The sequence below is a fragment of the Kitasatospora sp. NPDC001527 genome, from assembly GCF_040298605.1.
GTDB lineage: Bacteria > Actinomycetota > Actinomycetes > Streptomycetales > Streptomycetaceae > Kitasatospora.
The window spans coordinates 21451-35136 of sequence record NZ_JBEPAM010000026.1 but is presented as its reverse complement, the minus strand read 5'-3'; the positions used below and the strand labels follow the sequence as shown (position 1 = coordinate 35136).

Annotated in this window: 13 protein-coding genes; 8 read left to right on the top strand and 5 right to left on the bottom strand. The window is 75.6% G+C overall.

Translation table 11 applies throughout. The annotated features are described in order from the left end of the window. The first annotated feature begins 63 nt into the window (after positions 1 to 63). Entirely contained in the window at positions 64 to 2268 is a 2205-nt protein-coding gene (locus ABT238_RS22770) for a HelD family protein (RefSeq protein ID WP_350782511.1), read from the top strand. On the opposite strand, the gene ABT238_RS22765 is transcribed toward ABT238_RS22770, so the two are convergent. The 3 genes from ABT238_RS22765 to ABT238_RS22755 all read right to left on the bottom strand — a co-directional run bounded on the left by ABT238_RS22765 (position 2265) and on the right by ABT238_RS22755 (position 4072). After that, the gene (locus ABT238_RS22765; protein WP_350561225.1) at positions 2265 to 2708 is read right to left on the bottom strand and encodes a MarR family winged helix-turn-helix transcriptional regulator; all 444 of its coding nucleotides are present in this window, start codon (positions 2706 to 2708) and stop codon (positions 2265 to 2267) included. The genes ABT238_RS22770 and ABT238_RS22765 overlap by 4 nt on opposite strands. Positions 2709 to 2804: 96 nt before the next feature. Continuing rightward, positions 2805 to 3197, bottom strand: a complete 393-nt coding sequence (locus ABT238_RS22760; RefSeq protein ID WP_350561568.1) for a DUF3037 domain-containing protein — start codon at positions 3195 to 3197, stop codon at positions 2805 to 2807. 119 nt (positions 3198 to 3316) lie between these two features. After that, positions 3317 to 4072 (bottom strand): HipA family kinase, encoded by a 756-nt coding sequence (locus ABT238_RS22755; RefSeq protein ID WP_350561223.1) that lies wholly within the window; start codon positions 4070 to 4072, stop codon positions 3317 to 3319. A gap of 192 nt (positions 4073 to 4264) precedes the next feature. On the opposite strand from ABT238_RS22755, the gene ABT238_RS22750 reads away from it, so the two are divergent. Next, a complete protein-coding gene (locus ABT238_RS22750) occupies positions 4265 to 5623 on the top strand; it encodes an NAD(P)/FAD-dependent oxidoreductase (RefSeq protein ID WP_350561221.1) in 1359 nt (452 codons plus the stop codon). Positions 5624 to 5774: 151 nt separating this feature from the next. On the opposite strand, the gene ABT238_RS22745 is transcribed toward ABT238_RS22750, so the two are convergent. Continuing rightward, entirely contained in the window at positions 5775 to 7112 is a 1338-nt protein-coding gene (locus tag ABT238_RS22745; RefSeq protein ID WP_350782436.1) for an aminotransferase class I/II-fold pyridoxal phosphate-dependent enzyme, read from the bottom strand. Between the two features lie 34 nt (positions 7113 to 7146). Here ABT238_RS22745 and ABT238_RS22740 point away from each other — a divergent pair, with 34 nt between their 5' ends. The 6 genes from ABT238_RS22740 (at position 7147) to ABT238_RS22715 (ending at position 12852) form a co-directional block, all read left to right on the top strand. Then, positions 7147 to 7848 carry a pyridoxamine 5'-phosphate oxidase family protein gene (locus tag ABT238_RS22740; RefSeq protein ID WP_350561217.1) on the top strand — a complete coding sequence of 234 codons (702 nt, stop codon included), beginning with the start codon at positions 7147 to 7149 and terminating at the stop codon, positions 7846 to 7848. Then, a complete protein-coding gene (locus tag ABT238_RS22735) occupies positions 7842 to 8504 on the top strand; it encodes an FMN-binding negative transcriptional regulator (protein WP_350782394.1) in 663 nt (220 codons plus the stop codon). Before ABT238_RS22740 ends, ABT238_RS22735 begins: the two co-directional genes overlap by 7 nt. A gap of 119 nt (positions 8505 to 8623) precedes the next feature. After that, positions 8624 to 10036: a sugar porter family MFS transporter gene (locus tag ABT238_RS22730; protein WP_350561213.1), complete on the top strand. Its 1413-nt coding sequence runs from the start codon at positions 8624 to 8626 to the stop codon at positions 10034 to 10036. A gap of 92 nt (positions 10037 to 10128) precedes the next feature. Continuing rightward, positions 10129 to 10830, top strand: coding sequence for a dienelactone hydrolase family protein (locus ABT238_RS22725; RefSeq protein ID WP_350561211.1), 702 nt, complete (start codon positions 10129 to 10131; stop codon positions 10828 to 10830). Between the two features lie 83 nt (positions 10831 to 10913). After that, the gene (locus tag ABT238_RS22720) at positions 10914 to 12212 is read left to right on the top strand and encodes an MFS transporter (RefSeq protein ID WP_350561209.1); all 1299 of its coding nucleotides are present in this window, start codon (positions 10914 to 10916) and stop codon (positions 12210 to 12212) included. Between the two features lie 109 nt (positions 12213 to 12321). Then, on the top strand, positions 12322 to 12852 hold the full coding sequence (locus tag ABT238_RS22715; RefSeq protein ID WP_350561207.1) for an HAD domain-containing protein: 531 nt from the start codon (positions 12322 to 12324) through the stop codon (positions 12850 to 12852). On the opposite strand, the gene ABT238_RS22710 is transcribed toward ABT238_RS22715, so the two are convergent. Beyond that, on the bottom strand, positions 12830 to 13618 hold the full coding sequence (locus tag ABT238_RS22710; RefSeq protein WP_350782281.1) for a CPBP family intramembrane glutamic endopeptidase: 789 nt from the start codon (positions 13616 to 13618) through the stop codon (positions 12830 to 12832). The genes ABT238_RS22715 and ABT238_RS22710 overlap by 23 nt on opposite strands. Between the last annotated feature and the right edge of the window lie 68 nt (positions 13619 to 13686).

Sequence of the window (13686 nt, the reverse complement as noted above, 5' to 3'; positions counted from 1 at the left end):
GGGACACTTGAGCAGTCGTCAACAAGGGTTGCACAAACTCCTCACCGCAAGGATACCACACCCATGAACGGATCTCCAGCGGTTCCCTCCGGACCGGCCGGAACGGACGACCGCCTCGCCGAGGCGCTGCGCACCGAACAGGCCCGTCTGACCGGCCTGTACGCCCACCTGGACGCCGCCCGCGAGCGCGCCCGCCGCACCCTCGCGGCGGCCGGTCACGAGGCCGGCCCGGGCGGCACCCACCAGGCCCGGCTGGAGCGCGAGGTGCGCGCCGCCGAGGCCGCCCGCCGCTCCGCCCGGCTGGAGGCCGTCGAACGCGGCCTCTGCTTCGGCCGCCTCGACCACCGTGACGGCACCGTCCACTACCTCGGCCGGATCGGCCTCACCGACGAAGCGGCCGGGACCTACGAGCCGGTCCTCGTCGACTGGCGTGCCCCCGCCGCCCGCCCATTCTACACCGCCACCCCGGCCGACCCGGGCGAACTGGTCCGCCGCCGCCACCTGCACAGCCGCGGCCGCACCCTCACCGGGCTGGACGACGAGGCGCTCGACCTCGGCGCCCTGGACGAGCGCGGCCGGCGCGGCCTGGTCGGCGAGGCGGCGCTGCTGGCCGCCCTCGACCGCGAGCGCACCGGCCGGATGGCCACGGTGGTCGCCACCATCCAGGCCGAGCAGGACCGGGTGATCCGCGCCCCGCTGCCCGGCGCCCTGGTCGTCCAGGGCGGCCCCGGCACCGGGAAGACGGTCACCGCGCTGCACCGCGCCGCCTATCTGCTGTACACCCACCGCGCGGTGCTGGAGCGGCGCGGCGTCCTGGTGATCGGGCCCAACCCGGCGTTCCTGCGCTACATCGACCAGGTGCTGCCCGCGCTCGGCGAGACCGAGGTGGTGCTGCGCACCGTCGGCGAACTGTTCCCCGGCGTCCGCGCCACCGCCGAGGACGCACCCGCCGCCGCGGTGGTCAAGGGCGGACCGTGGATGGCCGAGGTGCTCCGGCGCGCCGTCGCGGCCCACCAGCGGCTGCCGGAGGGCGACCTGCTCCTCGGCGAGCACCTGCGGCTGCCCCGCCGGGTCTGCGCCGAGGCCCGGGCGGCCGCGCGCGGCCTGCGCCTGCCGCACAACCGGGCCCGCGGCTTCCTCCTGCGCACCCTGCTCGACGCCCTGGCGGTGGCCCAGGCGCTCTCCCTCGGCCGCCCGTACGACGAGGAGGAGGCCCGCTACGCCCCGCGCGAGCTCTGGTCGCAGCCCGAGGTCCGCGCCGGACTCGACGCCCTGTGGCCGCTCCTGACGCCCGGCCGGCTGCTCGACCGGCTGCTCTCCGACTCCGCGCTGCTGGCCGCCGCGGCCCCCGGCCTCTCCCCCGCCGAACGCGCCGCCGTCCTGCGCCCGCCCGGAGCGCCGTGGACCACCGGGGACGTCCCGCTGCTCGACGAGGCGGCCGAGCTCCTCGGCGAGGACGGCGCCCTGGCCCGGGCCCGCTCCCGCGCCGCCGACCGGGCCCTGGACGAGGAACGGGCCTACGCCGAGGGCGTGCTCACCGTCACCGGCCAGCGGGGCGACGCCACCCTGGACGCCGGACTGCTCGCCGAGCGCTTCCGCGACTCCGGCCCGGAGCGCACCACCGCCGAGCGCGCCGCCGAGGACCGCACCTGGGCATACGGGCACGTGGTGGTCGACGAGGCGCAGGAGCTGTCCGCGATGGCCTGGCGGGCCGTGCTGCGCCGGGTGCCGACCCGCTCGCTGACCATCGTCGGCGACCTCGCCCAGACCGCCTCGCCGGCCGGCGCCCGGTCGTCCTGGGGCGAGCTGCTGGACCGCGAACTGCCGGGCCGCTGGCGCGAGGAGCGGCTCACCGTCAACTACCGCACACCGGCCGCGATCATGGCGCCGGCGGCGGCCGTGCTCCGTGCCCACGCCCCCGGCCAGGAACCGCCCGAGGCCGTCCGGGAGACCCCCGAGCGCCCGGGCGCCGTCGCCGTTCCGGACGGCGACTACGCCGCCGCGCTGGCCGCGCTGCCCACCGGCACCGGCACCCTGGGGGTGATCGCCCCGGACGCCGGCGCCGCCGCCCTCGGGGCGCTGACCGTCCGCGAGGCCAAGGGCCTGGAGTTCGACGCGGTCGTGCTGGTCGACCCGGCCGCACTGCTCGCCCAGGGCGCGCCGGACCTCTACGTCGCCCTGACCCGCGCGACCCGGCGCCTCACCCTGCTCCACCACACCCCGCTGCCGCCCGCCCTCACGGCGGCCCTGGCGGCCCTGAGCGGCTAGGAGCGCCCGCTGAGCACCGGGAGGACCTGGAGGCAGATCGAGTGCAGCGCCGCGCGCTGCTCGCCGCTGAGGATCTCGAAGGCCTGGTGGGTGCGGCTCATCTCGCCGCGGATCCGCGCCAGGATCTCCCGGCCCTGCTCACTGATGACCACGATCTTGACCCGCCGGTCCCCCGCCGAGGCCTCCCGGCGGGCCAGTCCGAGCGCCTCCAGCCGGTCGACGATCCCGGTCACGTTGGAGGCGTCGCAGCCGAGCCGCCCGGCCAGCGCGCGCATCGGCACCGGCTCCTGGACGGCGCCGAGCGCCTTGGCCTGCGAGGAGGAGAGACCGTGCCGGGCCGCGGCGGCGGCGAAGTCCTGGAAGTAGGCACCACCGACGGCGGCCAGTGCCTCCATCAGCTGGGCGTTGGTCGGTGCGGTCGTGGTCGTCGTCGAACCCATGGAGGTCAGCCTACGACCGACTGCTTCAGCAACTCAAGATTTGAGCATGGCAAAGGTCCGGTGACCAAACCGCCTGCCCCGGGGAACCGGGCCCGCTCAGAGCACCAGCTGGTCGAACAGGCGCCGCAGCTCCGTCTCCGGATCGGCGGTCAGCCCGGTGTGCACCGGCCCCGGCTGCACCACCGCGCTGCGCGGGGCGGTGAGCCAGCGGAACCGCTGCCCCGGACCGTCCGCCGCGGCCGGTCCGGCCTGCGGGCCGCCCGCGCAGACCGCCTCGATCCCGTGCAGCGCCCGCCGCACCGCGGACACGTCGGCGACCGGGTCCAGCGCCAGCAGCCGCGCCTGGTCCAGATGGGTCCGCGCGGCCAGGTGCGAGCTCTGCCGGCAGTACAGCAGCACGCCCACGTTGACGCACTCGCCGCGCTCCACCCGGGGCACCGCCCGGATCACCGCGTACTCGTACTCGTGCAGCTCGGCCCGGAGCGGCAGCGCCGAGCGCGCCGCTTCGCCCGCCCGGAGCTCGGCCGGCCCGGAGTCCGCCGACCAGGACAGACGGGACCCGGACAGGCGGGACTCGGACAGGCCGAACTCCTCGAAGCCGGACTCGGTCATGCGGACACCTCCGGCAGCCAGTCGCGCGGACCGGCCAGTCGCGCGGTCAACCGGGCGCGGTAGGCCTCGCGCACCGCCCCGGGCGAGTCGAACCCGGGCTCGTCCGCCAGCCAGACGTCCGGGATCAGCGCCACGGCCTCCTCGATCGCGCCCTCCGCCAACGGGGCGAGCGCCTTGTCGGCCGCGAGCAGGTCCGGCTCGGCGCCCAGCAGCGCGTGGTCGGAGGCGTCGTACGGGCGGCGGGTCCAGCCGTCGGCGCCCGCCCAGTGGTGGTGGAAGATCAGGCTCGCGCCGTGGTCGATCAGCCGCAGGCCACCGGTGGCGACCAGCAGGTTGGGGTTGCGCCAGGACCGGTCGACGTTGCCGATCAGCGCGTCGAACCAGAGCACCTGCCCGGCCAGCCCGGCGTCCACCTCGAAGCAGACCGGGTCGAAGTTGAGCGCTCCGCTGACGAAGGCCATGCCCAGGTTGAGCCCGCCGCTGGCGCGCATCTGGTCCTGGATCTGCGGATCCGGCTCGCTGCGGGCCAGCACCGGGTCCAGGTCGACGGTCACCAGCTCGGGCACCGGCAGGCCGAGCCGCCGGCCGAGCTCACCGGCCAGCACCTCCGCGACCAGCGCCTTGCGGCCCTGGGCCGCGCCGACCCACTTCAGCGCGTACAGCCGCCGGTCGTCGGCCTCGACCAGGCCCGGCATCGAGCCGCCTTCTCGCAGTGGCGTCACATAGCGGACCGCCGTCACCTCGGGGAGCACGGCGGACAGCCTATCGGGCATATGCACGGGGCGGGTGTCGCTCGGCGCACTCGCCCGCCCGGGTCGTCCCGGTGGCAGCCCCGGCTGCTCCGTGCGAGTGTGGCGGACAGTAATCGGGGCACCCGACGGCCACGACCCGCAGCACGACGGCTGCGCCGTGAGGTAACGACCTGTAACTGTGAGGGACGCACGATGGAACGAGCCCGGATCCTGATCGTGGGCGGCGGCTTCGCCGGACTGGAGTGCGCGCGCCGCCTGGAGCGCAAGCTCTCCCCCGCGGAGGCGGAGATCTCCCTGGTCACCCCCTTCAGCTACCAGCTCTACCTGCCGCTGCTGCCGCACGTGGCGGCCGGCGTGCTGACGCCCCAGTCGGTGGCCGTCTCGCTGCGCCGCTCGCTGCGCCGCACCCACATCGTCCCCGGCGGCGCGATCGGCGTGGACCCGGTCTCCAAGGTCTGCGTGGTCCGCAAGATCACCGACGAGGTGGTGGCGCAGAAGTACGACTACCTGGTGCTGGCCCCCGGCAGCGTCACCCGCACCTTCGACATCCCCGGCCTGACCGACTACGCGCGCGGCATGAAGACGCTCGCCGAGGCGGCCTACGTCCGCGACCACGTGATCGCCCAGCTCGACCTCGCCTCGGCCAGCCAGGACCAGAAGGAGCGCGAGTCCCGGCTGCAGTTCGTGGTGGTCGGCGGCGGCTACGCCGGCACCGAGACCGCCGCCTGCCTGCAGCGGCTCACCACGGCGGCCGCCCACCGCTACCCGCGGCTGGACGCCCGGCAGATCAAGTGGCACCTCATCGACATCGCGCCCAAGCTGATGCCCGAGCTGGGCGACGCGCTGGGCACCGCCGCCCTGGAGGTGCTGCGCGAGCGCGGCATCGAGGTGTCGCTGGGCGTCTCGGTGGCCGAGGTCGGCGCCGAGTCGGTCAAGTTCACCGACGGCCGGGTGCTGCCCTGCCGGACGCTGATCTGGACGGCCGGCGTCGCGGCGAGCCCGCTGATCGCCACCCTGGACGCCGAGACGGTGCGCGGACGGCTCGCGGTGACGGCGGAGATGCGGGTGCCGCAGTTCGAGGGCGTCTTCGCGCTCGGCGACGCCGCCGCCGTACCGGACCTCGCCAAGGGCGACGGCGCGGTCTGCCCGCCGACCGCCCAGCACTCGGCCCGCCAGGGCCGCGCGGTGGCCAGGAACGTGATCGCCGCGCTGCGCAACCAGCCGCTGGAGCCGTACTACCACAAGGACCTGGGCCTGGTCGTGGACCTCGGCGGCAAGGACGCCGTCTCCAAGCCGGTCGGGGTGGAGCTGCGCGGCGTGCCGGCCCAGCTGGTGGCCCGCGGCTACCACCTGATGGCGATGCGCACCAACGCCGCGAAGTTCCGGGTCGGCGCCAACTGGCTGCTCAACGCGACCGCCGGCGACGACTTCGTGCGCACCGGCTTCCTCGCCCGCCAGCCCGCCCGGCTGCGGGACTTCGAGTACACCGACGCCTACCTGTCGAAGGACCAGGTCAGGGAGCACGCCCAGGCGCTGCTCGCCAAGGGCTGACCGGCTCCGGCGGCGGTGCCCGCCCCTCCTCCCGTCGCGCACGGGAGGAGGGGCTCTTGCCGGGCCGCTTGCGCCGGGCTCCCCCGCGGTCGGGCACATCCCGCCCGCGTCCTGGCCCGCGGTGTTGCGCCACCCTTGAGGCCGGACGGGATCAGACCAGCCGGGACGGCGCGCCCTCCACGCCCAGCACCGCCGCCAGGTCCCCGGCCAGCCGCCCGGCGTCCGCCGGATCGAGCCGGGCGACGGTGATCCGCAGCCCGGGCGGCGACTGCAGCCGGTAGCGCGCGCCGGGCGCCGCGACCCAGCCCCGCTGGACCAGCGCGGCGAGCGCGACGGCCTCGTCCGGCACCGGCACCCAGACGTTCACCCCGCTCGCCCCGTGCGCCGCGATCCCCCGCTCGGCCAGCGCGCCGATCAGCGCCTCCCGGCGCTCCCGGTAGGCGGCGGCCACCCGGCCCACCGGCGCGGCGTCGGCGCGCCACAGCTCGGCCACCGTGTGCTGGAGCAGGTGGCTGACCCAGCCGGCCCCCAGCCGCTGGCGCCCGAGCACCCGGCCGACGGTGTCCGCGTCCCCGACCGCGACCGACAGCCGCAGGTCCGGCCCGTACGCCTTGGCCGCCGAGCGCACCACCGCCCAGTGCGCCGAGCCCGCCCCCGCCAGCGGGTGGTAGGGCAGGTCGACGATGCCGTGGCCGTGGTCGTCCTCGATCAGCAGCACGTCCGGGTGGGCGGCCAGCACCGCGCGCAGCTCGGCGGCCCGCCCGGCGGTGAGCGCCGCGCCGGTCGGGTTCTGCGCCCGGCTGGTGACGACCACCGCCCGCGCGCCGGCCTCCAGCGCCCCGGCGAGCGCCCCGGGCAGCGGGCCGGCGTCGTCGAGCGGGACCGGCACGGCGCGCAGCCCGAGCGCCGGCAGCAGGTCGAGCAGGCTGCCCCAGCCCGGGTCCTCGACGGCGACGGCGTCGCCGGGGCGCAGCCGGGTGACCAGGATCCGCTCGATGGTGTCCAGCGAGCCGGAGGCGACGGCGAGCGGTCCGGACGGCAGACCGTCGGCGGCGAAGGCCGCGCCGGCCAGGGCGAGCAGCCCGGGGTCGGCGGCCGGGTCGCCGTAGCGGACCGGGCTGCGGCGGGCGGCCTCGGCGGCGGCCGCGAGGGCGGCGGTGAGGTCCGGCAGCAGGGCCGGGTCGGGGTTGCCGTCGGAGAGGTCGCGGGCGTGCGCCGGGACGGGCAGGCGGATCTGGTCGCGCGGGGTGTGGGCCGGGCGGGGGCGGATCCGGCTGCCCTTGCGGCCGGCGGTCTCGATCACCCCGCGGTCACGGAGCAGCCGGTAGGCGGCGGCCACCGTGTTGGGGTTGACGCCGAGTTCGGCGGCGAGGTCGCGCAGCGGCGGCAGCGGCGTCCCGGGTGCGAGCCGGCCGTCGCTGACGCCCCGCTCGACCTCGGCCGCGATATCGCTGGCACGCCGTCCGGTGATCCGATAGTCTCCTAGCACAAAACAGAGTATGCACTAGTACATAGAGGTTGTCATGTCGACCACGCCGGACGCCGACCCGTCCTACGCCCGGACCCCGCGCACCACCCCCACCCGCTACAAGGACCGCGCCACCTGGGAGCGCGAGGTGATCCACGCGATCCTGGACGCCACCTACCTCTGCCACCTCGGCTTCGTCGCCGACGGGGCGCCGGTCGTCCTGCCCACCATCCACGCCCGGGTCGGCGGCCGCCTCTACGTGCACGGCTCCACCGGCAGCCGCCCGCTGCGCTCGGCCAGGGGCGAGCAGGGCCTGCCGGTCTGCGTCACCGTCACCCTGGTCGACGCCCTGGTGCTCACCAAGTCGGCGTTCAACCACTCGGTCAACTTCCGCTCGGTGGTCGCCCACGGCACCGCCCACCAGGTCACCGACCCCGAGGAGCTGGCGGTCGCGCTGGACGCGCTGGTCGACCAGGTGGTCCCCGGCCGCTCCGGCGAGGTCCGCCCGGCCAACGCCAAGGAGCTCGCCGCCACCGCGGTGCTCCGCCTGGAGCTGGACGAGGTCTCCGCCAAGACCCGGGCCGACCTCGCCGAGGACGACCCCGAGGACCTCGCCCTGCCGCACTGGGCCGGCGTCGTCCCGGTCACCACCGGCTACGGCACGCCGGTGCCGGACGCCTCCACCACCGTGCCGCTGCCCGCGAACCTCGCCGCCCTCACCGCCCCGCGCGACATCCGTCCGGAGACGTCATGCTGATCCGCTCCTGGGACCGCGGCGACGAGGACGAGTGGCGCGCCTGGCTCGCCGAGGGCCGCGACTTCGGGCTGCTCGCCGCCAACGGCGGGCCGGGCCGGGGCCCCGTCCTGGTGCCCACCCACTTCCTGCTGGACGCCGGCCGCGGCGAGATCCTGCTCCACCTGGCCGCCCCCAATCCGCTGCTCGCGGCCGTCCGGGCGGACCCGGAGGTCACCCTCGCGGTCACCGACGACTACGCCTTCGCCCCCGGCCACTGGCGCGGCGCGCCCGGCACCCCGACCAGCTTCTACAGCTCCGTGCAGTTCCACGCCACCGCCGCGCTCGTCGAGGACGCGGCCGGCAAGGCGGAGATCCTCAACCGCCAGCTGGCCCACTTCCAGCCGGAGAGCCCGGACACCCGGGTGGCCCCGGGCGAGGGCGAGCTCGGCCGGCTGCTCCCCGGCCTGACCGGGCTGCGGCTGACCGTCCGCGAGGTGCGCGCCAAGTTCAAGTACGACGACAAGAAGCCGGCCGCCGAGCAGCTGGCGCTGGCCGACCGGCTCGCCGAACGCGCCCGCCCGCTCGACACCGGCGCCCGCACCCAGCTGCTGCGCCGCAACGCCCGCAGGACGGCACGCAACGCGCAGTCCGCGCGGGGCAACCGCACGCCGAGCTGACGCACCGTCACCCGTTCGGCCCAGCCACCGCGACGCGCGCCCCCTCCCGCTGATCGAATGTGAGACGAACCCTGCCCTCCCGGCCGAGCGGGCGGGACCGTCGACCCCGGGGAGCGCGCGTGTCCACGACCCACACCCATCCGGCTTCCGGCGAGGCGCACCTCGGGCACGTCGTGTTCATCTCCGCCGCCGCCGCGATGGGCGGCTTCCTGTTCGGCTACGACAGCGCGGTGATCAACGGCGCGGTGACCGGCATCCAGAAGCACTTCGGGGTGGGCAACGGCACGACCGCCTTCGTGGTGGCCATCGCCCTGCTCGGCTCGGCCGCCGGCGCGGTGGTGGCCGGGCGGCTGGCCGACCACCTGGGCCGGGTGCGCACCATGCTGCTGGCCTCGGTCCTCTTCGCGGTCAGCGGCATCGGCTCGATGTTCCCGCCGAACATCGAGGTGCTGGCCACCTGGCGGGTGGTCGGCGGCGTGGCGATCGGCATCGCCTCGGTGATCGCCCCGACCTACATCGCCGAGGTCGCCCCGACCGCCTACCGGGGCCGGCTGGCCTCCTTCCAGCAGATGGCGATCGTGCTCGGCATCACCGTCTCCCAGCTCGCCAACTGGGCGCTCAACCAGGCCGCCGGCGGCGAGTCCACCGGCCACCTCGGGGGCGTCCAGGCCTGGCAGTGGATGCTCGGCGTGGAGGCGATCCCGGCCCTGGTCTACGGCCTGATGGCGCTGGCCATCCCCGAGTCGCCGCGCTACCTGATCGCCGACCACCGGGAGGCGCAGGCCCGCCGGGTGCTGGTGGAGGTCGAGGGCGAGGACGTCGACCTCGACGCCCGGGTGGCGGAGATCCGCGCGGTGCTGGAGTCCACCCGCAAGCCGCGGCTCAAGGACCTGCTGGGCGGCCGGTTCGGCCTGCTGCCGATCGTCTGGGTCGGCATCGGCGCCTCGGTGTTCCAGCAGTTCGTCGGCATCAACGTGATCTTCTACTACTCCTCCTTCCTGTGGCAGTCGGTAGGCATCAACGAGTCCAACTCGCTGCTGATCAGCCTCTCCACCTCGATCATCAACGTGATCGGCACGGTGATCGCGATGGCCCTGGTCGACCGGATCGGCCGCAAGCCGCTCGCGCTGGCCGGCTCGGCCGGCATGGCCGCCGCGCTGGGCACCGCCGCCTGGGCCTTCTCCTACCGGGAGGGCAGCGGCGACGCCGCGACCCTGGACAACACCCACGCGGTGGTGGCGCTGATCGCCGCGCACGTCTTCGTGCTCTGCTTCGCCTTCTCCTGGGGCGTGGTGGTCTGGGTGCTGCTCGGCGAGATGTTCCCGAACCGGATCCGCGCGCTCGCCCTGTCCGTCGCCGCCTCCGCCCAGTGGATCGCCAACTGGGCGATCACCGTCAGCTTCCCCGACCTCGCCGACTGGAACCTGTCGGCGACCTACGTCATCTACGCGGTCTTCGCGCTGCTCTCCATCCCCTTCGTGGCCTTCTGCATCAAGGAGACCAAGGGCCGCGCCCTGGAGGAGATGGGCTGAGCCCGCGCCGGGCGCCCCCGGGCCCCGCCGTTCCACGCCCCCGGCCACCGACCCGCCGCCGTGCCCGGCGGTCCGTCCCCCGAGAGGAAGCCATGCCTGACCAGGGCGGCTCCCGGCAGAACGTCACCTTCCCGAGCAACGGCCGCGAGGCCCACGGCTACCTGGCCCGCCCGCCGCAGGGCGTCGGCCCCGGCCTGGTGGTGGTCCAGGAGTGGTGGGGCCTGACCCCGTACCTGGCCGGCGTGGCGGACCGGTTCGCCGCCGAGGGCTTCACCGTCCTCGCGCCGGACCTCTTCGGCGGCACGACCACCCACGACGCCGCCGAGGCCGCCCGGCTCAAGCGCGAGCTGCCGGTCGAGCGGGCGGTACGGGACCTGCGCGGCGCGGTCGGCTTCCTGCTCGGCCTGGAGGGCGTGGTCGGCGACGCGGTCGGGGTCGTCGGCTTCTGCATGGGCGGCGGCTTCGCCCTGCTGCTGGCCGCCGCCGAGGGCGACCGGGTGGCCGCGGCGGTCCCGTTCTACGGCCTGCCGCCCGACCCGGACTTCGAGTACCGGGGCCTGAGCGCCCATGTGCTGGGCCACTTCGGCGAGCACGACCGCGCGATCCCGATGGCCGCCGTGGACGAGGCCGCGATCCGGATCGGCGAGGCCACCGACGTCCGCCCGGAGATCCACTTCTACCCGGCCGGCCACGCCTTCATGAACGAGGAGAACCTGCTGGGCACCTACGACCCGCTGCAGGCGGAGATCGCCTGGCGGCGCACCCTGACCTTCCTCTGGGGCCACCTCGGCTGAGCCCCGGGGCCGCCGTGGCGGCGCCGCCGCCCCCGTCCGGATATCGGATGGACACGGACCATCCGCCCCGGCATAGTCACGGGGTGCAGAGCCAACCCCCGCCTCCGCCCACCGCCCGCCCGGCCTGGGCGAGCCGCAACTTCCGGATCCAGACCGCCGCCACCGTGGTCAGCGGCCTCGGCAACGCCGGCGCCCCGATCGCCACCGCCTTCGCCATCCTGGACGGCGGCGGCTCCACCGCGGACGTCGGCTACGTCACCGCCGCCCGGCTGCTGCCGACCGTCCTGCTGCTGGTGCTCGGCGGCGCCCTCGCCGACCGGCTGCCGCGCCACCACGTCATGGTCGCCGCCAACGTGTTCAGCGCCGTCTTCCAGGGCGCCCTCGCCGTCCTGGTGCTGACCGGCGAGCCGGCCCTCTGGCAGCTGATGCTGCTCTCGGCCGGCGCCGGTGCCGGCTACGCGTTCTACTCCCCCGCCGCCGGCGGCATGATCCTGGAGAGCGTCGCCCCCGAGCACGCCGCCCGGGCCTTCTCGGTCTACCGGATGGGCTTCAACGGCTCGCAGATCGGCGGCGCCGCGCTCGGCGGCGCGCTGACCGCCACGGTCGGCGCCGGCTGGGTGCTCGCCCTGGACGCGGTCTGCTTCCTGGCCGCCGCGGCGCTGCGCTTCCTGCTGGAGCCGCAGGCCCCCGCCGCCCCGGCCGGGGGCGGCGGCATGCTGCGCGACCTGCGCGAGGGCTGGCGGGAGTTCTCCTCCCGCCGCTGGCTCTGGGTGATCGTCCTCCAGTTCTCGGTGCTGGTCGCCTGCGTCGGCGCGGTCGAGGCGGTGTACGGTCCCGCCTTCGCCAAGGAGCGGCTCGGCGGCGCCGGCGACTGGGGCCTGGCGATGGCCGCCTACGGCGCCGGCCTGGTCGCCACCGGCCTGCTGATGACCCGCTGGCAGCCGCGCCGGATCCTGCTGGTCGGCAACTGGGGCGTCTTCCTGTTCGGCGTGCCCGCGCTCGCCCTCGCGGTCGCCGCCCCGATGCCGGTGCTCTGCGCGGCGATGTTCGTCTCCGGCGTCGGCGTCACCGTCTTCGGCGTCAACTGGATGATCGCCCTGCAGCAGGAGATACCGGCCGAGGCGTTCTCCCGGGTCACCGCCTACGACGAGCTCGGCTCGCTCTCGCTGGCGCCGGTCGGCACCGCGCTCGCCGGACCGGTCGCCGACCGGCTCGGCCTGTCCGGCGCGCTCTGGGCCTGCGCGGTGATCTCCCTGGTCCTCAGCGCCGCCGTGCTGCTGGAGCCGGAGGTCCGCCGGCTCTCCCGGCGCCCGGCCGCCCCGGACGCCGCACCGCCCGCCCACGCCCACCCGGTCCCCGCCGCCGACGCCGTCACGGGCTGAACGCTCCGGCGCACCCCGTGCGCCCCCGTGTGCGCCCTCCGGCCGGCAACCGCCGGAGGGCTCGGCACGTCCGTCCAGGTGACGACGGATGAGACCTGGGGGACCCCCGATGCCCAAGCCACTCCTGTTCCTGGACGTCGACGGCGTGCTCAACCCGGTCTGCCCCGCGCCCGGGGCCGACTTCGACGCCCACACCCTGTTCGGCTACACCGTGCTGCTCTCCGCCCGGCACGGCGCCTGGCTGCGCGAGCTGGCCGGCACCTACGACCTGGTCTGGGCGACCACCTGGGAGGAACACGCCAACACCCACATCTCCCCGGCGATCGGCCTGCCCGAGCTGCCCTTCGTCCGCTTCACCGGCTACGTCCCGCAGCCCGGCGACCCGCGGGTGCCGCTGATGGAACTGCTCTCCGCCCGCAAGTGGGCGCCGCTGCTGCGCTACGCGGCCGGCCGCCCGTTCGCCTGGGTCGACGACGTCATCCCGCCCCGGCTGGTCCGCAACTCCCTGGTGCGCCGCGACCGCCTGCTGCTGGCCGTCGACCCCGGCCAGGGCCTCGAACGCCCCCACGTGGACCGGCTGCTGTCCCGCCCGCCGCGCCCCGGGGCGGTGTCCGCGCTCACCCGGTGGGCAGCCAGCTGACGTGCCCGGCGAGCAGCGCGTAGCCGACGAACGCCACCGTGTCGATCAGCGCGTGCGCCACCACCAGCGGCATCACCCGCCCCCAGCGCCGGTACAGCAGGCAGAACACCACGCCCATCACGATGTTGCCGACCAGCCCGCCGATCCCCTGGTACAGGTGGTACGAGCCGCGCAGCAGCGAACTCGCCACCAGCGCGGCCGGCCACGACCAGCCCAGCTGCCCCAGCCGGCGCAGCAGGTAGCCGAGGACGACGACCTCCTCCAGGATCGCGTTCTGCCAGGCCGACAGCAGCAGCACCGGGATCCGCCACCACACGTCCGGCAGCCCGGACGGCGCGACCGTCAGGTTGTAGCCGGCCGCCTGCGAGGCCAGGTAGAGCGCCAGCCCCGAGCCGCCGATCGCCGCCGCGACGGCCGCGCCCCGGCCGAGGTCGCGCAGCTTCTGCCCGAGGTCGAAGCCGAGCACCCGCAGCGCCGTGCCCTCGCGCACCAGCAGGTAGCCGACCAGCACCACCGGCATCAGCCCGCGGCCGATGTAGTAGAGCTGCCAGACCAGGTCCAGCCAGGGCCGGCCGGGGGCGCGCGAGCCGTTCAGGGTCGCCACCTGCTGGCCCAGCTTCAGCGTCTCGGTGAGCGAGGCGGTGAAGCTGATCAGCGCGCTGATGCCGCTGGCCCCGAGCGAGAGGCCGAGGACGATCAGCAGTTCCGCCCCGAGCAGGCGGCGGGTCGGCTTCGCGGTCTCCGGTGCGGTCGGGACGGTGGTCACGGCGGTGCTCCAGCACGGACGGGCGGCGGACGGCGGACGGTCGGCGGCCTCCGGCGCCGGCGGGCGGC